Annotated in this window: 22 protein-coding genes, 1 tRNA gene and 1 pseudogene; 13 read left to right on the forward strand and 11 right to left on the reverse strand. The window is 65.7% G+C overall.

Going from position 1 to position 22,672, the window contains the following annotated elements; genetic code table 11:
* Window positions 1-167, reverse strand: a 167-nt coding sequence (locus A5645_RS10165; protein ID WP_231122940.1) for an enoyl-CoA hydratase-related protein, incomplete at its 3' end; no start/stop codon positions are given.
* 46 nt (window positions 168-213) lie between these two features.
* On the opposite strand from A5645_RS10165, the pseudogene A5645_RS10170 reads away from it, so the two are divergent.
* The 9 genes and pseudogenes from A5645_RS10170 to A5645_RS10210 all read left to right on the forward strand — a co-directional run.
* A pseudogene (locus A5645_RS10170) lies at window positions 214-858 on the forward strand (enoyl-CoA hydratase); the annotation flags it as partial.
* A 4-nt stretch (window positions 859-862) separates the two neighbouring features.
* Window positions 863-1,981, forward strand: coding sequence for an MBL fold metallo-hydrolase (locus A5645_RS10175; RefSeq protein ID WP_081288270.1), 1,119 nt, complete (start codon window positions 863-865; stop codon window positions 1,979-1,981).
* 69 nt (window positions 1,982-2,050) lie between these two features.
* Entirely contained in the window at window positions 2,051-3,634 is a 1,584-nt protein-coding gene (locus tag A5645_RS10180; protein WP_065129422.1) for a serine hydrolase, read from the forward strand.
* Window positions 3,631-6,003: a cation-translocating P-type ATPase gene (locus tag A5645_RS10185; protein ID WP_065129423.1), complete on the forward strand. Its 2,373-nt coding sequence runs from the start codon at window positions 3,631-3,633 to the stop codon at window positions 6,001-6,003. Before A5645_RS10180 ends, A5645_RS10185 begins: the two co-directional genes overlap by 4 nt.
* A gap of 14 nt (window positions 6,004-6,017) precedes the next feature.
* A complete protein-coding gene (locus A5645_RS10190) occupies window positions 6,018-6,965 on the forward strand; it encodes an amidohydrolase family protein (protein WP_065129531.1) in 948 nt (315 codons plus the stop codon).
* A gap of 38 nt (window positions 6,966-7,003) precedes the next feature.
* A complete protein-coding gene (locus A5645_RS10195) occupies window positions 7,004-7,183 on the forward strand; it encodes an antitoxin (protein WP_036364522.1) in 180 nt (59 codons plus the stop codon).
* 1 nt (window position 7,184) lies between these two features.
* On the forward strand, window positions 7,185-7,658 hold the full coding sequence (locus A5645_RS10200; protein WP_065033819.1) for a type II toxin-antitoxin system Rv0910 family toxin: 474 nt from the start codon (window positions 7,185-7,187) through the stop codon (window positions 7,656-7,658).
* A 70-nt stretch (window positions 7,659-7,728) separates the two neighbouring features.
* Window positions 7,729-8,502: a VOC family protein gene (locus A5645_RS10205; protein WP_065033820.1), complete on the forward strand. Its 774-nt coding sequence runs from the start codon at window positions 7,729-7,731 to the stop codon at window positions 8,500-8,502.
* Window positions 8,503-8,546: 44 nt separating this feature from the next.
* Window positions 8,547-8,981, forward strand: coding sequence for a hypothetical protein (locus A5645_RS10210; protein WP_065033821.1), 435 nt, complete (start codon window positions 8,547-8,549; stop codon window positions 8,979-8,981).
* Between the two features lie 2 nt (window positions 8,982-8,983).
* Here the strand turns inward: A5645_RS10210 and A5645_RS10215 are convergent, their stop codons facing one another.
* From A5645_RS10215 to A5645_RS10240, 6 genes are all read right to left on the reverse strand, one after another.
* Window positions 8,984-9,460, reverse strand: a complete 477-nt coding sequence (locus A5645_RS10215; protein ID WP_065129424.1) for a VOC family protein — start codon at window positions 9,458-9,460, stop codon at window positions 8,984-8,986.
* A complete protein-coding gene (locus tag A5645_RS10220) occupies window positions 9,457-10,980 on the reverse strand; it encodes a carotenoid oxygenase family protein (RefSeq protein WP_065129425.1) in 1,524 nt (507 codons plus the stop codon). The genes A5645_RS10215 and A5645_RS10220 overlap by 4 nt, the downstream gene beginning before the upstream one ends.
* Before the next feature lie 2 nt (window positions 10,981-10,982).
* Complete coding sequence (locus A5645_RS10225) at window positions 10,983-12,203, reverse strand: acetyl-CoA acetyltransferase (RefSeq protein ID WP_065033824.1); 1,221 nt, start codon at window positions 12,201-12,203, stop codon at window positions 10,983-10,985.
* Window positions 12,204-12,503: 300 nt separating this feature from the next.
* Window positions 12,504-13,733, reverse strand: coding sequence for a PPE family protein (locus tag A5645_RS10230; protein ID WP_081288271.1), 1,230 nt, complete (start codon window positions 13,731-13,733; stop codon window positions 12,504-12,506).
* A gap of 179 nt (window positions 13,734-13,912) precedes the next feature.
* Window positions 13,913-14,695, reverse strand: a complete 783-nt coding sequence (locus A5645_RS28605) for an RsiV family protein (protein ID WP_253866919.1) — start codon at window positions 14,693-14,695, stop codon at window positions 13,913-13,915.
* A 42-nt stretch (window positions 14,696-14,737) separates the two neighbouring features.
* Window positions 14,738-15,949 (reverse strand): PucR family transcriptional regulator, encoded by a 1,212-nt coding sequence (locus A5645_RS10240; protein WP_065033825.1) that lies wholly within the window; start codon window positions 15,947-15,949, stop codon window positions 14,738-14,740.
* Between the two features lie 84 nt (window positions 15,950-16,033).
* On the opposite strand from A5645_RS10240, the gene A5645_RS10245 reads away from it, so the two are divergent.
* From A5645_RS10245 to A5645_RS10255, 3 genes are all read left to right on the forward strand, one after another.
* Window positions 16,034-17,149, forward strand: coding sequence for a ferredoxin reductase (locus A5645_RS10245; RefSeq protein ID WP_065033826.1), 1,116 nt, complete (start codon window positions 16,034-16,036; stop codon window positions 17,147-17,149).
* Between the two features lie 9 nt (window positions 17,150-17,158).
* Window positions 17,159-18,319, forward strand: a complete 1,161-nt coding sequence (locus A5645_RS10250) for a fatty acid desaturase family protein (protein WP_081288274.1) — start codon at window positions 17,159-17,161, stop codon at window positions 18,317-18,319.
* Between the two features lie 132 nt (window positions 18,320-18,451).
* Window positions 18,452-19,228: a YoaK family protein gene (locus tag A5645_RS10255; RefSeq protein ID WP_065033834.1), complete on the forward strand. Its 777-nt coding sequence runs from the start codon at window positions 18,452-18,454 to the stop codon at window positions 19,226-19,228.
* Window positions 19,229-19,335: 107 nt separating this feature from the next.
* Here A5645_RS10255 and A5645_RS27675 read toward each other — a convergent pair whose 3' ends face one another.
* The gene (locus A5645_RS27675; RefSeq protein WP_155767949.1) at window positions 19,336-19,641 is read right to left on the reverse strand and encodes a hypothetical protein; all 306 of its coding nucleotides are present in this window, start codon (window positions 19,639-19,641) and stop codon (window positions 19,336-19,338) included.
* 113 nt (window positions 19,642-19,754) lie between these two features.
* On the opposite strand from A5645_RS27675, the gene A5645_RS27680 reads away from it, so the two are divergent.
* The gene (locus A5645_RS27680) at window positions 19,755-19,907 is read left to right on the forward strand and encodes a hypothetical protein (RefSeq protein WP_155767950.1); all 153 of its coding nucleotides are present in this window, start codon (window positions 19,755-19,757) and stop codon (window positions 19,905-19,907) included.
* A 221-nt stretch (window positions 19,908-20,128) separates the two neighbouring features.
* On the opposite strand, the gene A5645_RS10260 is transcribed toward A5645_RS27680, so the two are convergent.
* The 3 genes from A5645_RS10260 to A5645_RS27685 form a co-directional block, all read right to left on the reverse strand.
* Window positions 20,129-21,307: an FAD-binding domain gene (locus tag A5645_RS10260; RefSeq protein ID WP_065129426.1), complete on the reverse strand. Its 1,179-nt coding sequence runs from the start codon at window positions 21,305-21,307 to the stop codon at window positions 20,129-20,131.
* 427 nt (window positions 21,308-21,734) lie between these two features.
* Window positions 21,735-21,807, reverse strand: a tRNA-Arg gene (locus A5645_RS10265).
* A 39-nt stretch (window positions 21,808-21,846) separates the two neighbouring features.
* Complete coding sequence (locus A5645_RS27685; protein ID WP_155767957.1) at window positions 21,847-22,671, reverse strand: LLM class F420-dependent oxidoreductase; 825 nt, start codon at window positions 22,669-22,671, stop codon at window positions 21,847-21,849.
* Between the last annotated feature and the right edge of the window lies 1 nt (window position 22,672).

Consider the following 22,672-nt stretch of genomic DNA (forward strand, 5'->3'; position numbering starts at 1 on the left):
AACGCCGTGCCTTGGCCGGTCAGCACGACCGCGCGCGTCGATCCGTTACTGGCCTTCTCGAGCGCTTCCCGCAGTTCTTCGACCAGCTGGGAATTCAACGCGTTGCGTCGCTCGGGGCGCTGCAACTCGATGGTCATCACGGCTTCGGTCTGAGTGATACCGATCATGGGGGCCAGGATATATAGCCTCACTCCTGTGAGCCGTATCACGACCGACGAACTGCGGGAAGCGCTCGAGAAGGCCAGTAACGGATCGACGCGCGCGGTCGTGCTGACCGGCCAAGGCACGGCGTTCTGCGCCGGCGCTGACCTGTCCGGTGACGCTTTCGCCGCCGACTACCCCGACCGGCTCGTCGAACTGCACCGGGTCATGGACGCGGTTCCGGTGCCGGTGATCGGTGCCATCAACGGCCCCGCCATCGGCGCCGGTCTGCAGCTCGCAATGCAATGTGACCTGCGGGTTGTCGCGCCGGACGCGTTCTTCCAGTTCCCGACGTCAAAGTACGGGCTGGCGCTGGACAACTGGAGCATCCGGCGGCTGTCCTCGCTGGTCGGCCACGGCCGGGCGCGCGCGATGCTGCTGACCGCCGAGAAGCTGACCGCGGATGCGGCGTTGCACACCGGGATGGCCAACCGGATCGGGACGCTCGCCGATGCCCAGGAGTGGGCCGCCGAGATCTCGGGCCTGGCGCCGCTGGCTATTCAGCACGCCAAACGGGTACTCAATGACGACGGCTCCATCGAGCAACCAGCACCCGAACACAAGGAGCTCTTCGACAAGGCCTGGGCGAGCCAGGACGTGATCGAGGCGCAGATTGCCCGCGTGGAGAAGCGACCGCCGAACTTCCAGGGGGCATAGCGGCATGATCCGGGGAGCGCTGCGCATGGCAGCCGGTACCGCCTCGCTGGCAGCGGGCGGTTGGTTGCTTCGGGCGCTCCACGGCGCGCCGGCCGCGCTAGGTGCCGACCCGGCCGAGATCCAGGCCGCCGCCGAGGGATCGCCGAACTACCGCGACGGCGTGTTCGTCAACATCGATCCCGGATCGATGTATCTGATGGACCGCGAGCAGCTGCGCCAGATCGTGTGGGAACTGGCGGGTGCGCGCTCGAGCAGCCGCCCCGCCCGGCCCATTCCGCTGGCCGCCCCGTCGATCTATCAGGGTGAGCCCGCTGAGCTGGCGGTCAGCTGGTTCGGCCACTCCACGGCGCTGGTGGAGATCGACGGCTACCGCGTGCTCACCGATCCGGTGTGGAGTGACCGGTGTTCGCCTTCTGACGTCGTCGGCCCGCGCCGACTGCACCCGCCGCCGGTTCAGCTGGAAGGCTTGCCGGCCGTCGACGCGGTCGTGATCAGCCACGACCACTACGACCACCTCGACATCGATACCGTGCTGGCACTGGCCCGCATGCAGCGGGCTCCGTTCGTGGTGCCGCTCGGTGTCGGCGCGCACCTGCGGTCGTGGGGCATACCCGAGCAGCGCGTAATCGAACTCGACTGGCATCAGAGCGCCGAGATCGATGAGCTGACCCTCATCTGTATGCCGGCGCGGCACTTCTCCGGACGATTCCTGAGCCGCAACAACACCCTGTGGGCATCGTGGGCGTTCGTCGGCCCACGGCACCGCGCCTACTTCGGTGGCGACACCGGCTACACCAAGAGCTTCGTCGACATCGGCACCGACCACGGGCCTTTCGACCTGACCTTGATGCCGATCGGCGCCTACAACACCGCCTGGCCGGATATCCACATGAACCCCGAGGAGGCGGTGCGGGCGCATCTCGACGTCACCGACTCGGGATCGGGGCTGCTGGTGCCGGTGCACTGGGGCACGTTCCGGCTGGCTCCGCACCCGTGGGCCGAGCCGGTCGAGCGGCTGCTCAAAGCTGCCGAGCCGGACGGTGTCCAGGTGGCGGTGCCGACGCCCGGTCAGCGGATTGATTCGGGTGTGCAGTTGCGATTCAACCCGTGGTGGCGGCTGTAGGTCGCCGGCTGCCCTCGAGGCGTCACGCGCCTGATGGGCCGCGGATCGTTCCCGGGCTAAGGTGCGGCCATGACAAAACGTTCGCTGACAGCCGCAGTCGTCGTGATGCTGCTGACCCTCGTCGGCTGCGGACCAGCGAAACCGGTCTCCAACCCCTCGTCGGCGCCTGCCCAAGTGCCCCCCAACGAGTGGTCAGGCGTCGACATCCCGGCCGGCCGGGTCGACGACGCCGTCAGCCGGGTCGACGGCCTGGTCGGCGACCTGATGCGCAGCACCGGCATCCCCGGGATGGCTGTAGCCGTTGTACACGATGGGAAAACGCTGTACGCCAAGGGATTCGGCGTGAAGGACGCGAGCAAGGGTGACAATCCCGACAACAAGGTGAACGCGGACACTGTCTTCCAACTCGCCTCGATCTCGAAGTCGGTCGGCGCGACGGTGGTAGCGCACGAGGTGACCGAGGGTGCCATCACCTGGGACACACCCGTCGTATCCAAGCTGCCCGGGTTCACGCTGATGGACCCGTACGTCACCGCCAACGTCAGCGTGGCCGACCTGTACTCGCACCGGTCCGGGTTGCCCGACCACGCCGGCGACGCACTGGAAGATTTGGGCTATGACCGTCAGCAGGTGATCGATCACCTGAGGTACCTTTCGCTGGCTCCCTTCCGAATCAGCTACGCGTACACCAACTTCGGCGTGACAACCGCGGCGAGCGCGGTCGCCGCGGCCGCCGGCAAGTCGTGGGAGGATCTGTCCGACGACGTGCTGTACCGCCCACTCGGGATGACGTCGACCAGTTCGAGGTTCACCGATTTCCTGGCCCGCCCCAACCACGCGGTCAACCACATCAAGGTCGGGGACAAATGGGAAGCCCGCTTCCAACGCGATCCCGATCCGCAGACTCCGGCCGGCGGGGTGAGTTCGTCGGTCAACGACATGGCGCGCTGGCTGACCATGCTGCTCGGCAATGGTGTCTACAACGGGCAGCGGATCACCTCGCCCGAAGCCCTGCTACCGGCCTACACACCGCAGGTGATCTCGGTTCCTGCCAAGAACCCGAAGGCACGGGCCAGTACCTACGGTTACGGTTTCAACGTGTCGGTTACCTCATCCGGGCGCACCCAGTACAGCCATTCCGGAGGGTTCGGCTTGGGTGCCGCAACGACTTTCGCGGTGCTACCGTCCGCGGACGTGGCCATCGTCGCCCTGACGAATGGGGCTCCCTACGGCATCCCCGAGGCGCTGGCAGCCCAGTTCATGGACCTGGTGCAATACGGGCAGGTGCGGGAGGACTGGCCGCAGCTCTACCGGCAACAACTTGCCCCGATGAACAATCCCGACGGCTCGCTCGTCGGGAAGCAACCCCCGGTGAGCCCGGCGCCGGCAAAACCGCTCGGCGAGTACGTCGGTGTCTACTCCAACGACTACTGGGGGCCGGCCACCGTCACCGAACGCGACGGAAAATTGCAGCTCGCGCTGGGACCGAAGAACCAGACGTTTGACCTCACTCACTGGGACGGTGACACCTTCACCTTCCCGCTGTCCACCGAAAACGCCCTGCCCGGCTCGATTTCCAAAGCGACCTTCACCGGAACAGCCCTCAACCTCGAGTACTACGACTCCGACAAGCTGGGGACCTTCACTCGATGAGCGCCGCCGGGCTGACCGATGCCGAAGTGGCACAACGGATTGCCGATGGCCAAACCAACGACGTCCCCGAGCGCGTCACCCGCAGCATCGCCCACATCGTCCGGGCCAACGTCTTCACGCGAATCAACGCGATCCTCGGTGTGTTGTTCGCCATCGTGCTGGTGACCGGCTCACTGATCAACGGGCTGTTCGGTCTGCTCATCGTCGCCAACAGCGTGATCGGCATGGTTCAGGAGATCCGCGCCAAGCAGACACTGGACAAGCTGGCCATAGTCGGGCAGGCAAAACCCATGGTGCGCAGGCAGTCCGGCGCCCAGACGCTGGCACCTGACCGGGTTGTGCTGGACGACATCATCGAACTCGGGCCGGGTGACCAGATCGTGGTCGACGGTGACGTCATTGAGCAACAGAACCTCGAGGTCGACGAGTCATTGCTGACCGGCGAAGCCGACCCGATCGCCAAAGACGTCGGTGATCCCGTGATGTCGGGCAGCTTCGTCGTCGCCGGCACCGGCGCCTACCGTGCCACCAAGGTGGGCGGTGACGCCTATGCGGCCAGGCTCGCCGCGGAGGCCAGCAAGTTCACCTTGGTGAAATCCGAACTGCGCAACGGCATCAACCGAATCCTGCAGTTCATCACCTACCTGTTGATCCCGGCCGGCCTGCTGACCATCTACACCCAGTTATTCACCACCAACGTGGGCTGGCGGGAATCGGTGCTGGCGATGGTCGGCGCGTTGGTGCCGATGGTGCCCGAAGGCCTGGTGCTGATGACCTCCATCGCGTTCGCCGTCGGCGTCGTCCGCCTCGGGCGGCGGCAGTGCCTGGTGCAGGAATTGCCCGCGATCGAGGGCCTGGCCCGGGTCGACGTGGTGTGCGCGGACAAGACCGGAACACTGACCGAGAGCGGGATGCGCGTATCCGATGTCGCAGCGCTCGACGCGACCAGCGAGAGTCTCGCCGACGTATTGGCGAATCTGGCCGGGGCGGACGCACGTCCCAACGCCAGCATGCAGGCAATCGCCGAGGCCTATCCCGATGCGCGCCGGTGGATTTCCACCGCCATCGCGCCGTTCAAATCGGCGACCAAGTGGAGCGGCGTGTCCTTTCGCGATCACGGCAACTGGGTGATCGGTGCGCCCGACGTGCTGCTGGATCCGGAATCGGCGGCGGCCGGACAAGCGGAGCGAATCGGCGCGCAGGGATTGCGGGTGCTGCTGCTGGGCGCCTCGGACGTGCCGGTGGATGATGTCGAAGCCCCGGGCGTCGTCACCCCCGTCGCGTTGATCGTGCTGGAGCAGAAGGTACGGCCGGATGCCCGCGACACCATGAAATACTTCGCGACACAACAGGTTTCGGTGAAGGTGATATCCGGCGACAACGCGGTCTCGGTGGGGGCGGTCGCCGAGAAACTCGGGTTGCACGGCGAAGCGATGGATGCGCGCCGGCTGCCCACGGACCAGGCGGAATTAGCGGACGCGCTGGATGCCTACACCACCTTCGGCCGGGTGCGTCCGGAACAGAAACGCACGATCGTGCATGCCCTACAGGCGCACGGCCACACCGTCGCTATGACCGGCGACGGCGTCAACGACGTGCTCGCGCTCAAAGATGCCGATATCGGCGTGGCGATGGGTGCGGGCAGCCCGGCGGCTCGTGCGGTAGCGCAGATCGTGTTGCTGGACAACAGGTTTGCCACCCTGCCGTACGTGGTGGGGGAGGGGCGACGGGTGATCGGCAATATCGAGCGGGTCGCCACTCTGTTCCTCACCAAGACGGTGTACTCGGCGTTGCTGGCCTTGTTAGTCGGCATGGAGTGCCTGCTGGCCAAGCCGCTGGGGGCCGACCCGCTGCTGTTTCCGTTTCAGCCGATCCACGTCACCATCGCAGCCTGGTTCACGATCGGGATCCCGTCGTTCATATTGTCGTTGGCGCCCAACAACGAACGCGCTTACCCCGGATTCGTCCGGCGCGTGCTGACGTCGGCGCTGCCGGCTGGGCTGGTCGTCGGGATCGCCACGTTCGCCACCTACCTGACCGCCTATCACGGCCGCCATGCCTCGTGGGTGGAACAGGACCAGGCGTCCACCGCGGCGTTGATCACCTTGCTGATGACCGGGGTCTGGGTACTCGCGGTGGCCGCACGCCCCTACCAGTGGTGGCGGCTGGCCCTCGTGATCGGGGCGGGCGCGGCGTACGTGGTGATCCTTGTCCTGCCGTGGACACAACGTAAGTTCATGCTCGACTCGACGAATCTGTGGACGACGTCGATCGCGCTGGGCATCGGTGCGATCGGCGCTGCTGTGATTGAAGCGATGTGGTGGATCCGTGCCAGGGTCCTAGGGGTCAAGCCGCAATTGTGGCGATAACGGAAGGGGCGGTGGTGCACTGCTGCACCGATCACGACACCTGGAGCGCGGTCGCCGACCCCGAACCCGTCCGCAGAATCTGGCGTGCACTGGGCCTCCCGGGCATCGTCGACGTGCACACCCACTTCATGCCGCGACAAGTGATGGACAAGGTGTGGCGGTACTTCGACTCGGCCGGCCCACTGATCGGACGACCCTGGCCGATCACCTACCGTGCCGACGAGCAACGTCGCGTCCAGGCGCTGCGCGACTTCGGTGTGCTGCGCTTCAGCTCCCTGGTCTACCCGCACAAACCCGGCATGGCCGCCTGGCTGAACCAATGGGCGCAGTCCTTCGCGGACGCGACCCCCGACTGCCTGCCCACCGCCACCTTCTTCCCCGAGCCCCAGGCCGGTCGATACGTCGCCGACGCCATCGAGGCGGGAACCCGCATCTTCAAGGCCCACGTCCAAGTGGGTCAGTACGACCCCACCGACCCGTTGCTCGACCCGGTGTGGGGCGCCATCGTCGAGGCGGGTGTCCCGGTCGTGCTGCACGCCGGTTCCGGCCCGACGCCCGGCCGCTTCACCGGCCCGGACCCGGTGCGCGCGGTGCTGCGCAAGTTTCCCGGGTTGGCGCTGATCATCGCGCATATGGGCATGCCCGAGTACACCGAATTCCTCGACATCTGCACTGTCCACGACAATGTGCGACTCGACACCACCATGGCCTTTACCGCGTTCATCGACGAGACCATGCCGTACCCGGCGGCAGAACTACCGCGGGTGCGTGATCTCGGCCACAAGATCCTGTTCGGCAGCGACTTCCCCAACATCCCCTACCCGTACGGCGAAGCGATCACGGCACTCACCCGAATCGACGGGATCGATGACGAGTGGTTGCGGAAAGTGCTCCATGACAACGCCGTTGCCCTGTTCGGAGTGGTAGACCCGACCGCAGCCGCTGATCAAGGCGTTCAGTAGGGTTTTCCCAGGACGCCCTGGGGGAAGGAACAATCAGCATGGGATTGCTCGACAAGGCAAAGGACCTGCTGTCTGCGAACGCCGACAAGGTGGAGACGGCCATCACCAAGGCCGGTGAGATCGTCGACCAGAAGACGCAGGGCAAATACACCGACACGATTCACAAGGTGCAGGAGCAGGCCAAGAAGGCCGTGGATCCGGGCGAGCAGCGGAGCTGACATGGCGAAGCTGTCCGGGAGCATCGACGTCCCCTTGCCGCCGGAGGAGGCCTGGCGGCACGCCTCCGATCTATCCCGCTATAAGGACTGGCTGACCATCCATAAGGTATGGCGCAGCAAGCTTCCCGAGGTCCTGGAAAAGGGCACCGTGATCGAGTCCTATGTCGAGGTCAAGGGCATGCCCAACCGCATCAAGTGGACGATCGTGCGCTACAAGCCACCCGAGGGCATGACGCTCAACGGCGACGGTGTCGGCGGCGTCAAGGTCAAGCTGATCGCCAAGGTCGCCCCGAAAGCGGACGGGTCCGTGGTCAGTTTCGACGTCCATTTGGGCGGCCCGGCGCTGTTCGGGCCGATCGGCATGGTCGTGGCGGCCGCGTTGCGCAGTGACATCCGCGACTCGCTGGACAACTTCGTCCGGGTGTTCACCCGTCCGGATCCGGGCATGAACGGCGATCGGGTCGCGCACCGCTGACCATCGCCCGATGAGTTTCTTCCCCCGGTCAGGTCGGTACCGGTGAATCCGATCGACCGAGGAGGACCCCGTGCCCGTACGTGACTGCGCGCCGTTTGGCGCCCCCTGCTTCATCAACCTGACCTCATCCGACGTAGACCGCGCCCAAGACTTCTACGGCACCGTCTTCGGCTGGACCTTCGAGTCCGCCGGACCCGAGTACGGCGGGTACATCAAGGTCGCCAAGGACGGCCACTCGGTGGCTGGCCTGATGGCCAACAACCCCGAGTGGCGGGCGCCGGACCACTGGGCCACCTACTTCCACACCGACGACATCAACGCCACCGTCGCCGCCGCGCGCGCCGCCGGCGCGACCGGCTGCTTGGAACCCTCGGAGGTGCCCCGCCAGGGCTTCATGGCGGTGGCGGCGGATCCGACGGGCGCCGGCTTCGGCATGTGGCAGCCGCTGGAACACCGGGGCTACGAGGTGGTCGGCGAGGCCGGCGCACCCGTGTGGCATCAGTTGACGACACGCGACTACCGCGCGGCGGTCGACTTCTACCGCGACGTGTTCGGCTGGCGCACCGAGCAGGCTGGCGACACCGACGAATTCCGCTACACCACAGCCTGGTTCGGTGATGAGCAGTTGCTCGGCGTGATGGACGGCGCCAACTTCCTGCCCGACGACGTCCCGCCGCAATGGAGCATCTTCTTCGGCGCCGAAGACGTCGACAAGACGCTGCGGGTGATCACCGACAACGGTGGAGCGGTGCTCCGCGACGCCGAGGACACCCCGTACGGGCGTCTCGCCGCGGCGAGCGACCCCACGGGCGTCGTCTTCAACCTCTCTTCGCTGGCGGGCTGAGCGTCGCGCCGGCCCCACGCCGATGGTCGGCTAACCTCGCAACCATGCATCGGCGTCCGCATCCCGGCTGGCTGGTGGCGCTTTTCGCGCTGGCCATGCTGGTCAGCACGTGGATGCCGTGGCTGACCACGAAGGTCAACGGCGGCGGTTGGGCCAACGCGATCGGCGGCACCCACGGCAGCCTGGAGCTGCCCCGCGGATTCGGGGCGGGCCAGCTCATCGTGCTGCTGTCGTCGACGCTGCTGGTGGCCGGCGCGATGGTCGGCCGCGGCCTATCGGTACGGGTGGCTTCCGTTGCCGCCCTGGTCATTTCAGTGCTGATCGGAGGGCTGGTGGTGCTTTACTACCAGCGTAACGTAAGTGCGCCGGTGGCGGCCGACTACGGACTGTACGTCGGCGCGGTGGCGACCGGGTGCGCGGTCATCTGCGCGTTGTGGGCGGTGGTGGTCGCCTCGCTGGCCGGGCGCAGCCAGCGCTGAGCTCAGTTCGGCGGGAACTCGTGTCGACCCGAGGCGGAGCTGTCGGCGGGCTCGTTGGCGCCGTACACGAACGGGGCGAACACCACCTCGCGGCCGTCGGGGTCGCGGTAGGTGACCGCGCCCGTCGCTTCCCAATACGGGTGCTGTGGTGCCGGTTGCAGCCCGGCGTCCTGCAGGCGGGCGATCGCTGCTTGCTGCGCCTGGCTGTCCGGGAAGTAGAGGCACAACTGGTCGTGGTGGTCCAGCGGCACCGGGTCCACCGACTCGACGATCTCCATCGTCAGTTGCGAGCTGGGCAACCCGAAGATGGCACCGTTGCTGCCGTAGCTTTCCCCGAAGGTCTCGTAGAGGGGCAGGCCCACCAACTCGCGGTAGAACCGCACGGTCTCGGCATAGTGCGACGAGCGGCGGGCGAAACGGATCGCGCCGATCGAGGCCAGCCGTTCGGGCCACTGGGTGGTGCGGCGCGGCTTGTTCACAGCCCGACCGCGGTGGCCGCCGACTCCGTCTGATCCCAGCGTCGCAGTTCGGCGCCGGGCACCCACGTCGAATGCGTACCGCTGGAAATACGTTCGGGCAGTTGCAGTTTGCACACCGGGCCGTCGGCGACCCGGGCGGCATCGAACACCAGGCAATACGAGGCGTCGGCGTTCATGTCCGTGGTCAGGGTGACCAGGTAGCCGTCGTCCTCGGCGGCGCTGCCAACCCGCGGGGCCATCGCGGTCTCGCTGCCGTAGACCCCGTCGCCCAACGAATAACGCTCCTCGGCACCGGTGAGCAGGTCGTGCTTGACCAGCCCGTCGAAAAGGAACCAACCCGGTTTGCCGGAGGCCGCGTAGGTGTAGCGGTACTTGCCGGTCGCGTAGTCGGCGTTGATGGTGCCGAACTCGGTGATCGACTCCGACAACCGTTCCTCGCGCACCGCGCCGGTCACCAGATTCAGCCGCCACCGGTGCAGGTGAGCCTCCATCCGGTCCAGCGCGAGGAATCGGAACAGCTTCTCCCACTTGCCGCTTGGACCGGTGCCGCTCTCCAGCGGCTGAGGTGCACCCTCGAAGAAGCCATCCAGCACGATCTCGTCGCCGTCTTCGTAGGCGTTGGTGAAGTGCAGGACGTAGGTCGGGTCGGCCTCGAACCAGCGGATGTCCGCGGTCTCGCCCCGCCGCGGTATCACCGCGAAGCGCGACGGCAGGTCCGGGTAGTAGCGCGGCAGGTGCACTTGGTGCTCAAGCAGCCGGGGATCCCAGAACAGCGGGAAATCGTTGAGGATTGCGTAGTTTTCGGTGAACGCCATGTCGTGCGGCAGGCGCGGTCCGGGCAGCGGGATGTCCACGTAGTGCACCAGGTCGTTGTTCTCGTCGACCACGCCGTAGCGCATGTACGGGTCCTGCTTGCTGTAGTTGAAGAACAGCAACTCGCCGGTCCGGTTGTCCACCTTGGGATGCGCTGACACTCCCCAGTCGACGGGAAAGCCGCCGTTCCAGCTCTCGGTGCCCAGCGTGTCACCGGAATGGGGGTCCACCCGGTACAGGTCGCCGCACTGGTAGAAGCTGGTCAGGGCAATACCGCGGTGCACGATGACATCGGTACTGGACGCATCCTTCATCAATTCACGCGCACCCCAGCCCTTTTCGCGCTTGGCGAATTGCACCGGCTCGGCCAGTCCCGGCCACAGCGGCCCGCCTGCCTCGTTCTCGGCGAGGAAACCTTCGGTCTTGACGAATCGATTGCGGTAGAAGGCCTTCCCGTCCCGGAAGCCCACCACGTGCAGCATGCCGTCACCGTCGAAGGGGTGATAGGTCTTGAATGCCGGGTGTAGCGGGTTCTCGGTGTTACGCAGGTAGATGCCGTCCAGGTCGCGAGGGAGTTCACCCGCCACGACCGCCAGGTCGTCGGCGTCCCACTCCGTGGTCTGCGGACGCCACGGACCGGTCCGGTAGGGATGGTCATCGTCTTCCGGCAGCGTGGATAGGTACTTGCCGACGATCTCTACATCCATGATCAAGCCTTGCTGACGACGAAACTGACGGTAGTGGCGGTGCTACCGCCGAAGTTGAGCGTGCCGAACGTCTCGGCGCCGTCGACCTGATAGTCGCCGGCCGTTCCGCTGACCTGCTTGGCCGCGTCGAGCAGCATCCGCACCCCGGACGCACCGACCGGGTGCCCGCCGCCGATCAGCCCGCCACTGGGATTGATGGGCAGCCGCCCGCCGATCTCGATCTCCCCGTTCTCGATGGCCTTCCACGACTCGCCGGGCCCGGTCAGGCCGATGTGGTCGATGGCCAGGTACTCGCTGGGGGTGAAGCAGTCGTGCACCTCGAACCCGTCGACGTCGTCGAGCGTCCTCCGGGCGCGCCGCAAGGCGTCGAGCACGGCCGCTCGCACGTGGGGCAGTACATAAGGATCGTCGGCGGCGCGGTCCAGTTTCTGCTGCAATCCCAGCCCCACGGTCCGATGCCCCCAACCGTCGATCCGGCCCACCGGCCGCAGGTCGGGATGGTCGCGCAGGAAATCGTCGCTGCACAGCACCACGCCCGCGCCACCGTCGGTCATCTGGCTGCAGTCCAGCCGCCGCAGCCGGCCCTCGGTTACCGGGTTGGTGGCGTCGTCGTCGGTGATCGGATCCGGGACCGTCCACTCGCGGGTCTGCGCGTTCGGGTTGCGGCGGGCATTGGCGTAATTGACCTGGGCAATGGCCCGCAGATGGGCGTCGTCGAGACCATAGCGGCGGTCATACTCGTCGGCGACCTGAGCGAACATCGACGGCCACAGGTACTTGGCCTCAGCGCCCTCGTGGCCGGTCCAGGCGGCCGCGCCCAGGTACTGAGCGGCGGTGTCGCCGGGCACGGTCTTCTCCAGCTCGAGGCCTACGACCAGCGCAGCGTCATAGGCGCCGGATCGCAGATCGGCCATCGCCGCCAAAGCGGCCACGCTGCCCGACGCGCACGCGGCCTCATGCCGTGCCGCCGGAGTGTCCCAGAGGCCGTCGCACACGGTGGCCGGCATGGCCCCGAGGTGACCTTGTGTGGCGAACATCTCACCAAAGGCGTTTCCGACATGGACGACGCCGATGTCCGCGGCCTCCGTCCGAGCCGCTGCCAAGGTGTTGTCCACCACTTCCGCTGTCAGCGATGCGAAGTCCCGGCGCTCCCGGCTCAGGTTGCGAGCGAAGTCGCTCTGATAGCCGCCGAGGATCCAGACGCCGGTCGATGAGCCAGTCATACGCGGCACGGTACTCCCAGGTGGGCCGGTACTTTGCCGCATGGGTTGGGTATCGGTGCACCTGTCCGCAGATAAAGCGGTCCCGTCGGCTCTCGGGCTGAACCGACGGGACCTGGGCGGGCGTACAGGCCGGCCGATACGCCCACCTCCGCTTCATCATTGCCACCTCAGGCCATCGACAAACATCTCAGATTGACACCGCCGCGTTCCGCCCGCCGAATTCTGCGCGGAGATGCCACCGACACAACGGTTTTCGCGGGAGCGCGATGTTGACAAGTTTTGGTGTCGCGGTCTTGAAGGTCAACGCGGATGTTGGCTAGGCGGTCCCGGCGCGGAAGGCGGCTGCTGGATCACCACCACGGTGGGTTTGCGTTGCGGCTGGGTCTCGTCGTCTGTTCCGGCGTCGGCGGTCTCGCGACCGCTCGCCGGGGCGCCGCCCCGGCCGGCCATCCCCGCCAGCGCCATCCCGCTCAGCAACGCCGCCGGTGCGGCACCGAAGTTCGTCGGCGTGGGGCCGACGGCTGCGCTGGGCAGCGCTTCCACTGCCAGCCTGATTTCCGGGGCGGCCGTGGTCCAGCTATGCGGGACCTTGAGCCCGCCGACCAGCGCCCCCTGGCCGACACCCGCCGAAGCAGCAATCCCCCGGGGCATGCCCGCGCCGTCGGCCCCCGACCTAACCGGCGCACTGTGCGCCGGTTGCGGTGTTCCGCTGTCCAGCCCCTCGTCCACGCTGGTGCCGGCGTAGCTGAATATCCACGGTCGGGCAGTGTTGACGACCGCCAGCGCCAGGCTGGCGGTCGCGGTGACCGCGATGTAGGTGGCCGCCAGGTCCAGCTCCCCGAGGAGACTGTCGAGCCCGGCAGGGATGTCCAGCAGCCCTGCCGATGCCGATGACAGCAGTGTCGTCAGCCCTTGCAGCATTTGAGGGGTGATCGAGAATCCGAGCCCGGTCAGCGCTTCGGCGCTCGCGTTCGAGGCGGCGACTTCGGTGACCGTGCCCGTTGGGTGGGTGACCTGCAGCGGTTGTGTGAACGGCGTCAGTGCGGAGGCCGACTCGGACGCTGCGGCATAAGTGAACATGGCGGCGGCGTCCTGGGCCCACATCTCGGCGTAATCCGCCTGGATCGCCTCGATCGCCGGGGTGTTGAGCCCAAACAGGTTGGTCTCGAGCAGGGACGCCAACTGACTGCGGTTGGCCTCAATGAGGGCCGGCGGCACCGTCATGGCAAACGCCGCCTCGAACGCACTGGACGCCCGCCTGGCCTGATTGGCCGTCTGTTCTGCCAGCGTGGCCGCGGTGCCCATCCACCCGGCGAACGGCGCGATCGCGGCCGCCATCGACGCCGACGCCGGACCCAGCCACGACTCGGCGGCCAGGCCGGTGAGAACGGCGGCGTAGGACGATGCGGCCGAATTCAGCACCGCGGCCAGACCGTCCCACGCTGTCGCGGCCGTCAGCATCGATGCCGAACCGGGTCCCGCGTAGATGCGTCCGGAATTGATCTCCGGCGGCAACAGCCCGTAATCCATGGCCCCTACCCCGCCGCGAAAGGGTCGCAGCCGGTTTGAGACGGCATCGGGCCCTCCTCAGATCTATCGAACGCCACCCGTCATTCAACTTCCGAATTGCGTGCTTTACCAGAGATTTAAACCCACGCTGGCCACAAATGTGATTGAAAAAATAATTCTCGCCAGCGCCGAAGCTGCAACTAGTTGTGCGTCAGAGCCAGCATGTCCGGGGCGAGCACGTCGGTCAACGCCGACCACGGCACGGTGATGACCGGTAACCCGTGACCGAATTGGTAATCGTTGAAATGCAACTCCATCCCGGCGCTCGTCGGTATCCAGTTGGCGAAGTTGTCGGCGATCGGCCGGGCCCCTTCCTCGTCCGGCGTCGTGCCGCCGTATACCTGCGGGAAGATGATCTTCGTTTGTTCAGACAACCGATTCAGCCCGTCTTGTTGATTGCGGAAAAGATCAGCCAGGGTAATCGGTTTCGCGGTTCGACTGTCGATGGCGATGGTGCTCACCGAATTCGTCGGGTGTGCAGCGTGGCGGGCCGAATACACGCCGACGATAAGTTCCGCTATGGCGGTGGGTCGGAAGGTCAGCGTCGGATTCAATTCCAGCAGCCACTCGGCATCGGGATCCGCCGCAGCGCGCACCGGCTCGATCTGTCCGTTTGCCGATGCCTTGCTTGCTTTGTTGAACGCATCCGCGACACGTGGATCACCGCCGGAGAGTTGCGCGACCCGGCCGTGCCAGCGACCGCGATCGTCCGCAGTGGCGCCGTCGATCGAAATTATGGTGATGCCGTACGTCTGCCCCTGTGACACACCGGAGTCCGGGTTGGCGGGGGCGCTGGTGGCCGGGGTCGTGCTGCTGGTCGCTTGTGGCGCCGTGCTGCTCGTCGACGTGTTGGTGGTCGGGCCCGGAGCCGCGGAGTGGTCACAGCCGGTTGACAATGCCGCTACGGCGATCAGCGTTGTCACGAAGGGGAATTGCCTTATTCGACGTCGCCGCATTGGGGGAGTCTAGTGCGCGGCGCCCAGTCCCAGCGCGATTGTCAGCTCCAATACGGTGCGCGGATCACTCAGCCGGTCGCCATACAGTTCGCGTAGCTGGGTCATCCGGTAGCGCACGGTCTGAGCGTGTACGAAAAGATCCGCGGCGACCGCGTCGCGCCTGCCCTGGTGCAGCACCCACGACCGAAGTGTCTCGGTGAGCCGGTCCGCGGTACTGGGTGGCAGGTCAGACAACGGCGCCAGGACCCGCGCACGAAGATCCTGCAGGGACTCGAGATCGGCGCCGAGAACCAGCGCGGCCAGATGTTCGTCGGTATCGATTGCCGCAGAACCATCGGAGCCGTTGGCGCTCAACAGAACACGGGCTCGTAACGCCCGTCGGTAGGACGACCGCACCTGCATCCACGGACGGGCCGGACCTACCAAAGCCCGCCGGTCGGCGAGGGCAGAGACCAGCTGGCGCCGGGCGGCGCCGGCCATATCGGGGACCAGCAGCACCGCGAGGGCCTCCGGAGCCTCGACGCCGGGCAGATCCTCGGAAAGCTGGAGCGTCGATTGGCCGAACTGGGGTGCCAGGCCTCGCGTTTGGTTCAGTGGCAGCACGACCGCGGTGAGTGTGTCGGGTGGCTGCCAGCCCGCTCGTTCGGCGGCGGTAAGCAGTGTTGCCGCAGGTTCACCGGCGAGCAGATCCTGCGTCAGCCGGTCAAGGTACCGCTGCCGGACCCGTCCCGTGGTGGCCAGCTCGTCGGCATGGCCCGACACGCTGGACGCCGAGAGCCGGTCGATGTAGGCGAACACCAGCTCGGCGAACCTGGCGATCGTCGACGCGGGGAGTCCCGCCGCGACCGCCGTCGCGGACAACTCTTGCCACGCGACTTGGGCGCCCACCCGGTAGGCCGCCAGCAGTGCATCGATCGAGCGGCCCTGACGGGCTTCTCCCCGGCCGAGCTCGTAGGCGCCGTTGATCGCCGGGAAAAGCGACCTGTCGTGGTCGGTGTCCTCGGGCCGGGTGGCCAATCGCAGGAAAGCGCCGAGCGAGGTCTGCACGGCGTTCTCGATGATCTGCCCCATGTGTCCGCTGAACGCGTCGGCGTAGCTCGGCACCTCCACGGTGACCGCCGTCACGGTTCGCTCGGCCATCGCCGGCAGGATCGCCTCCAGCGCCCTGACCACGGGTTCGTCGAGCTGCAGGCCGGTCAGACCCAGCGACTGATCCGCCACGACTATTCCCTTCGAACAAATTCGTGCTGGATTTTCACCCGGTGCAGTCAAGACTTTACCTCTAGAAACAACCAACATGAAGTCATGACCACACTGGCCTCCCGACCGAACGTCGTCAGCGCTTTGCGTGAACGAGTGCTGAAGTTTGCCGAGCGCGCCGCTGTACCGCTGTCGACGCCGCTGGTTCCCAGCGATTACCTCGACCTGATCGATCCGCTGCGCTTCGGCACCGACCTGCGCGGGCGCATCGTCGCGGTCCACCCAGAAACCCGCGACGCGGCCACACTGGTGATCAGGCCCGGTCGGGGCTGGCGTACTCACGTGCCGGGGCAGTACGTACGCATCGGTGTCGACGTCGACGGGGTGCGGCACTGGCGGGCCTACTCGCTGACCTCCAAAGTGCACCGGCGCGACGGCTGCTTCGCGGTCACCGTGAAGGCCATTCCGGACGGCGTGGTGAGCAACTACCTGGTCCGGAAGGCAACCGTCGGGACGGTCGTCCAGCTGGACCAGGCCGCCGGTGATTTCGTCCTGGGCGACCGGCCACCTGCCAAATTGCTGTTCGTCACCGCGGGTAGCGGCATCACCCCGGTGATGGGCATGTTGCGCAACATCGCCGGTATCGGCGGTCCGGATCCAGACATCGTGCTTGTCCACTCCGCGCCCACACCGGAGGACGTCATCTTCGGCTGGGAGCTGCGCATGCTCGCCCGCGAGGGCCGAATCCGGTTGGTGGAGAAGCACACCGACTCACATGGGATGCTCGACGTGGCTCGGCTCGACGAACTGGTGGATGACCTGGCCGAACGACACACGTGGGCCTGCGGACCGGCCGGGCTGCTTGACGCGCTCGAACAACGCTGGGCCGCTTGCGGAATCGCCGACCAGCTGCACATCGAGCGGTTCCGCCCCGCGGTGATCTCGGCCGGTGAAGGTGGCACCGTCACGTTCGCCAAGACCGGCAGCGTGGTGGAAGCCGGCGGTGCACAGACGCTGCTGGACGCCGGCGAATCGGCCGGGGTGTTGATGCCATCGGGTTGCCGGATGGGCATCTGCTTCGGGTGCGTGGTTCCGCTGCGGCAGGGCGCCGTGCGGGACCTGCGTAACGGCGACGTCACCACCGCCACCGCCGGTGACGAGAACGTGCAAATCCAAACCTGCGTGTCCGCCGCCGCGGGCGCCTGTGAACTAGACCTCTGAGGAGCCGATATGACTGCCACACAAGCGAATCCGGCGGCCCACCTGTCCGACGAAGACATCGAGGACCTGGGCCGAGAACTCGATGCCATCCGCGAACACGTGCTGGCCGGCCGCGGTGAACGCGACGCCGCGTACATCCGCAACGTCATCGACGGCCAGCGTCGGCTCGAACTCGCCAGTCGCGCGGTGTTGCTCTTCTCGCTGTTCCCGCCTGCGTGGCTGATCGGCACGGCGGGGCTGTCGGTGTCCAAGATCATCGAGAACATGGAGATCGGGCACAACGTCATGCACGGCCAGTGGGATTGGATGCGCGATCCGAAGATTCATTCCACCACCTGGGAGTGGGACAACGCCTCGCCGGCGGAGATGTGGAAGCACTCGCACAACGAGGTCCACCACACCTACACCAACGTGCTGGGCAAGGACCACGACCTGGGTTACGGCATCATGCGGGTCGATGAGGACCAACGCTGGAGGCCCTTCTATCTGGCCCAGCCCCTGTGGAACTTCATCAATGCCTGCCTGTTCCAATACGGTATTGCCGCATACGATCTCGAGATCGGCAAGTATCTGCAGGGCCGCAGTGACAAAGCGGAATTCCAGCGTCAGGGCAAGAAGGTCTTGGCCAAGGTGCGCAAGCACCTGGTGCGTGACTATGTGCTGCATCCGCTGCTGTCCGGTCCGTCGGCGCTGACCACGGTGACCGCCAATCTCACCGCCAACCTGGTGCGGAACCTGTGGACGCACTCGGTGATCATGTGCGGGCACTTCCCCGAGGGTGTGCAGACCTACGAGAAGACATCGATCGATGGCGAAACACGCGGCCAGTGGTACCTACGGCAGATGCTGGGATCGGCCAATATCTCCGGAAATGCCCTGCTGCACTTCATGACCGGCAACTTGTCGTTCCAGATCGAGCATCACCTTTACCCCGACCTGCCCAGCAACCGTTACCAGGAAATCGCTCCCAAGGTGCAGGAGTTGTTCGAAAGGTATGGCCTCGCTTACACCACGGGCTCGTTGCCGCGTCAGGTCACATCCGCCTGGAAAAAGGTGTTTCGCCTGTCGCTGCCCAATGACTTTGGGCACACCGCTACAAGAGCCATCCGGCCGGCAGCCATTCGAGCTGGGGTTTTCGCCAAACCGCGCCGCGCGGCGCGCGCCGCGTAAGCTTTTGTGAAGTCTATGAAGGCGATTCGCCGACGGGTCCGACGGCTACCCGGCTGGTAGCTTCTTGTTAGAGCGGCGAAGAGTTGCCAGCAGAAATGATTAAGTAATATCTCATTGGGTATGGGGGGAACGATGTCGCCGCGGAAGGATGCCGCTGTTTGCGGCGAGTCCGCTTCGCCCAAGTTGGTCTTGATTTTCAGTGCCGTGCTCGCACTGACGGCGGGCTTCGTGAACGCAGTCGGCATCCTGATTTTCGCCTTCCCGGTGGGTAACGTCACGGCGGTCACGACTCAGCTGGGTATGAACACTGCCAACCCCTGGCTCTATGAGGGTCATCTGCTGGCAGGGATCGTGTTGGGATTCTTGGTCGGGGCCGCGGTCGCCGGAGCGGTTCTCGCGCCGACCCGGGCATTGCTAGGACCACGTCAAGCGGCAGTCTTGATACTTGAGGCGATCCTGCTGTTGCTGGTGGCCACCGGACTGGAAGTCGCCGGACTCAAGACGCAGATCAAAGCAGTGGGTATCGAGCCGTCCGTCGTCCATGCCGTGGTGACCGCGGCCGCGTTGGGCATGCAGAACGCTTTGACCTCTAACTTCCGCGGTATGGCCGTGCGTACTACGCACTTCACCGGGACCATCACCGACCTCGGCCTGATGATCGGCCGGAGTCGGGTGCATGGGATCGAGAAGTGGAAGGCCATGATCCTGTCGGCCACATTCGTCCTGTTCCTCGCAGGTGGGGTGTTCGGGTTGCTGGCCGGTGCGCGGTTCGGTGGGTACGCGCTGATCCTGCCCGCCGGGATCTGCGTGGTCGTTGCGGCCGTCGGGGCGATCCACAGCCAGACGAGACGGCTACGCGCTGTCGATCCGGTCGATGAGCCCGAGGACCTCGACGCCAAGGCGGCTTAGCGTTCCTTCGCGTTTCCGACGTCGCCGAACGTGTGGCTCGTGCACATGTTTCGGCCAGTGTTCCTACTTCAGGCCCACGGTCGGCGCGCGCCTGGCGAGCACCTTGGTCAGCAGGGCTTCGGAATGAACAGCGCCCAACACACCACCGGCGGTGGCGGTGGCGGCGCATCAGCCAGAATCCCCGGCGACACATTCCCCTGCCCGGCCGGGACGATGTAGTAGACGTGGCACACATTCCAGTCCCAATTCGGTGGGCTGGTGATGAACGCGCCGCCCGGCTCCCCACGTGGGTCGTCGCCGGGACACCAGTGCCGTTCCCCGTCAGCGTGGGCAACCCCCGAGCCCACGCCGGCCGCTGCCAGGGCCCATCCGGCTGCGATTGCGGTTGTCAAGAACCGCGCCAAGCGAATCATCGTTGATTCCTTTCTCTCTTCCCCCCGGGTGCCTACGGATCCCTCACGGCCGGCAGGTCAGGATAGGAATGCATTGCAGCGACGGCGGCCGCGGAGGCGGAAAGCCTTCGATGATGACCGAGTCGGTCAAGGGGCTGTTCTCGTCGAAATACCAGGGGTGGCACACGCTGCGGTCCCAGTCCGGCATGTGCTTCATTTCCGGTGAGCCCGGACACCATTGGTACGTGCAACTGTTGGTCGGGCTCGGCGTGGTGCTCCCGTCCTGACACACCATCGGCGCGGGCTGCGCCGCTGCGGTGGCTTGGGTCAACCCCAGGGACAGCGTCGCCAGGCCGCCGGACAGCACGACCCAAGCCGTAATTTGCTTCACCGAAGAGCTCAACGTTCTCTGCCTTTCGTGCGTGGCTTTGTTGAGCTCAGCTTTGCGGGGCGCGCATGCCGGATCTTCGCGTGATTCTTGCGAATTTCTTGTGCCCGTCGGGCGGTGTCACATCGGATAGTTGGGCAAGTCGATGTCGTCGCGCAGGTTACGAGCGACGAGCAGGTTGCCCACTGGGCGGAAATTCATTGCTCGCATCACCACATGGCGGACCCGGATCCCCAACTCCGTCTTCGTTGCGAAGACGGGAAGGAGTTTCTTCGCGTTGGTTTGCTTCCCTTCGACGAAGGGGCGCACTCGTGTCTCGTACGCGTGAAATGCACGCTGGTGATCGCCTTGCGCGCGCTGAAGTTCCCCGGCCAGCACGTAGGCCTCGGTCATGGCCAGACCCGTGCCCTCGCCCGCAAGGAGTGATACGCATGCGGCAGCATCGCCCACTAACGCAACTCTGTCCCGCGACCAGCGGTCTAGGCGAATTTGGCCGACTACGTCGAAGTAGAGGTCGTCGCTATCGTCGAGGGTTCCGAGGATGTGCTTGCATTCCCAGCCCGCCTCGGAATATTCGCGCCACAGCAACGCTTTTCGCGCTTCGGAATCGTCGGGAACACGGCGTTCCTCGGAGCGGAAAACGAACAGGAACAGGGTGCGGTCGCCGCGCAGCGCGAATCGGGCGATTGAACGGCCCGGTCGGCTGTAAGTGACGTATACCAATTCATCCCTCGGCCGATATCCATCCACCACGGCGGCCGCGACAAGGCAGCCAAGATAGCGTTCGGCGTCGTGCTCGGGTTCAAATGCCAGCCGACGCACATTGGAGTGCAGACCGTCGGCGCCGATGACGAGGTCGAAATCGCGACTCTCCGATCGCGCGAAGCTCACACTGACCCCGTTCGGGTGCTGGTTGATCGCCGTGATGCTGTCATCGAAGATCGTGTCGACGTCGCGCTCGATAGCGCCATAGATGGCACCAGCTAGGTCGCCGCGCGCCACGGTGGTGAACTCCCCGCCGGCTGCCCGCCGAAATCCGTCCACCTCCAGACTGGCCAAGAGCTCACCGTCCCGGCCGACCGAACGGAGCGACTGCATCTCATACCCGGCGTCGCGGATGGCCGTCTCGAGACCCATCCGTTTCGCCACTCGGTAGCCCGACCCCCAGAAATCGATGACGTACCCGCCGGTGCGAAAGTGCTTCGCCCGCTCAATCAAGGTCGGCTCGTGGCCGATGCGGCGCAACCAGTACGCGAGAGTGGGACCTGCCACTCCGGCGCCGCTGATCGCGATTTTCACTGCCAATACCCACCCTCCGACACAGCGACCGGGCATGCGAGACCCTGCTGTAATCATAGCACTATGCAATAGTTGCTGTAAGCATTGTTCGCCCGGCTGTAACAAGTGTCGGGTTTTCGTGGCCGAGCGCGCGGCCGCGGTGTTGAAGAAGCCGGACATAAACCCGCTGGCTTGAACACAAGACCGTCGGCGTGACGTCGGGCATCGGAAACGTTGGAGTCTCGAACATTGTTCAGGACTGGGCCGGCGGCAACTCCGGCTTGCTCAATTTTGGCAGCGCTTTGCATCCGGGTTGTTAGGCCTGAGGAACCTGCTGCCGTGATTGCCTGAGATTTAATGGGGCCCCGCGCGTCGCGGGCTGATCAGTAGTGTCAAGGATCAACCGAAACAACTGTCAAGCATCAGCCGACGTAATAAACCAGGTAAGTGCCCCCGGCAGGATTCGAACCTGCGACACCGGCTTTAGGAGAGCCGTGCTCTATCCCCTGAGCTACGGGGGCGGACCCGCTGAGCTTACCGGTCGCCCGAAAGGCCGGGCCTCAGCGCAGTTCGGCGATCACTTTGGCGAAGTTATCGATGTGGTTGTCCTGCACGGTGAAGTGGGTGATCCCGTACTTCTCCCGGTGGCTCGACAGTTTCTCGGCCATCTCGTGGGGAGTCCCGCTGAGCACCGAGTGCATAGCCAGCAGCTGTTCGTCGGACAAGTCCGGCGCGTTACGGCGGGTCAGCGACAGGTTGGGGACCGTCTCACCCTCGCGCGGCACCGCGGTGATCACCAGGTTCAACTCGAGCGCCTCGAACCGCTCGCCGGCGGCGGCGCGGACGAAGTCGATGCGCTCGCCCAGCGGGTCGTCGACGTCTCGCACCCGCGCCCCGGTCAGCGCGACGATGTCGGCGTGCCGTGCGGCCAGGGTCATCACCCGGTCACCACTGCCGGCCACCATGATGGGCACCCGGGGGTGGTGCTCCTTGAGGTAGGCGGTCATGTGTTCCAGATAGTCGACGCGCGCTCCTGCGCTCGGGTACGGCAGCTCGGCAGCCTCGAATTCCTCACGCACGTAACCGGTTCCGAGGCCCACCTCCAACCGGCCGTCGCTGAGTAGGTCGAGGGCCCCGATGTCCCGGCTCAACAGCGCCGGCTTGTAGAAGGCGGCGTTGAGCACGTACATGCTCAGCCGGATCCGCTCGGTGACCATCGCGGCCGCGGTCAGCGTCGGAAACGGCGCGGCCGCACCGAGGTGGTCTGGCACGCAGAGGATATCGAAACCAAGATCTTCCGCTCGCTTCGCCGTCTCCACCAAAGCCTCGCGAGACTTGAAGTAGCGAATGCTCACGCCGAAGCGAAAATCCTTGGCCACCAACAAC

It is taken from the genome of Mycobacterium asiaticum (assembly GCF_001673635.1).
GTDB classification, from domain to species: Bacteria; Actinomycetota; Actinomycetes; order Mycobacteriales; family Mycobacteriaceae; genus Mycobacterium; species Mycobacterium asiaticum_C.

Coding starts and splice junctions, on each gene's coding strand:
- A5645_RS10200 (WP_065033819.1), top strand. CDS start 7,185: ATGGCGAAGCTGTCCGGGAGCATCGACGTCCCCTTGCCGCCGGAGGAG.
- A5645_RS10175 (WP_081288270.1), top strand. CDS start 863: ATGATCCGGGGAGCGCTGCGCATGGCAGCCGGTACCGCCTCGCTGGCA.
- A5645_RS27680 (WP_155767950.1), top strand. CDS start 19,755: ATGACCGAGTCGGTCAAGGGGCTGTTCTCGTCGAAATACCAGGGGTGG.
- A5645_RS10195 (WP_036364522.1), top strand. CDS start 7,004: ATGGGATTGCTCGACAAGGCAAAGGACCTGCTGTCTGCGAACGCCGAC.
- A5645_RS10185 (WP_065129423.1), top strand. CDS start 3,631: ATGAGCGCCGCCGGGCTGACCGATGCCGAAGTGGCACAACGGATTGCC.
- A5645_RS10220 (WP_065129425.1), bottom strand. CDS start 10,980: ATGGATGTAGAGATCGTCGGCAAGTACCTATCCACGCTGCCGGAAGAC.
- A5645_RS10230 (WP_081288271.1), bottom strand. CDS start 13,733: ATGGATTACGGGCTGTTGCCGCCGGAGATCAATTCCGGACGCATCTAC.
- A5645_RS10250 (WP_081288274.1), top strand. CDS start 17,159: ATGACTGCCACACAAGCGAATCCGGCGGCCCACCTGTCCGACGAAGAC.
- A5645_RS10180 (WP_065129422.1), top strand. CDS start 2,051: ATGACAAAACGTTCGCTGACAGCCGCAGTCGTCGTGATGCTGCTGACC.
- A5645_RS10210 (WP_065033821.1), top strand. CDS start 8,547: ATGCATCGGCGTCCGCATCCCGGCTGGCTGGTGGCGCTTTTCGCGCTG.
- A5645_RS10225 (WP_065033824.1), bottom strand. CDS start 12,203: ATGACTGGCTCATCGACCGGCGTCTGGATCCTCGGCGGCTATCAGAGC.
- A5645_RS27675 (WP_155767949.1), bottom strand. CDS start 19,641: ATGATTCGCTTGGCGCGGTTCTTGACAACCGCAATCGCAGCCGGATGG.
- A5645_RS10255 (WP_065033834.1), top strand. CDS start 18,452: ATGTCGCCGCGGAAGGATGCCGCTGTTTGCGGCGAGTCCGCTTCGCCC.
- A5645_RS10245 (WP_065033826.1), top strand. CDS start 16,034: ATGACCACACTGGCCTCCCGACCGAACGTCGTCAGCGCTTTGCGTGAA.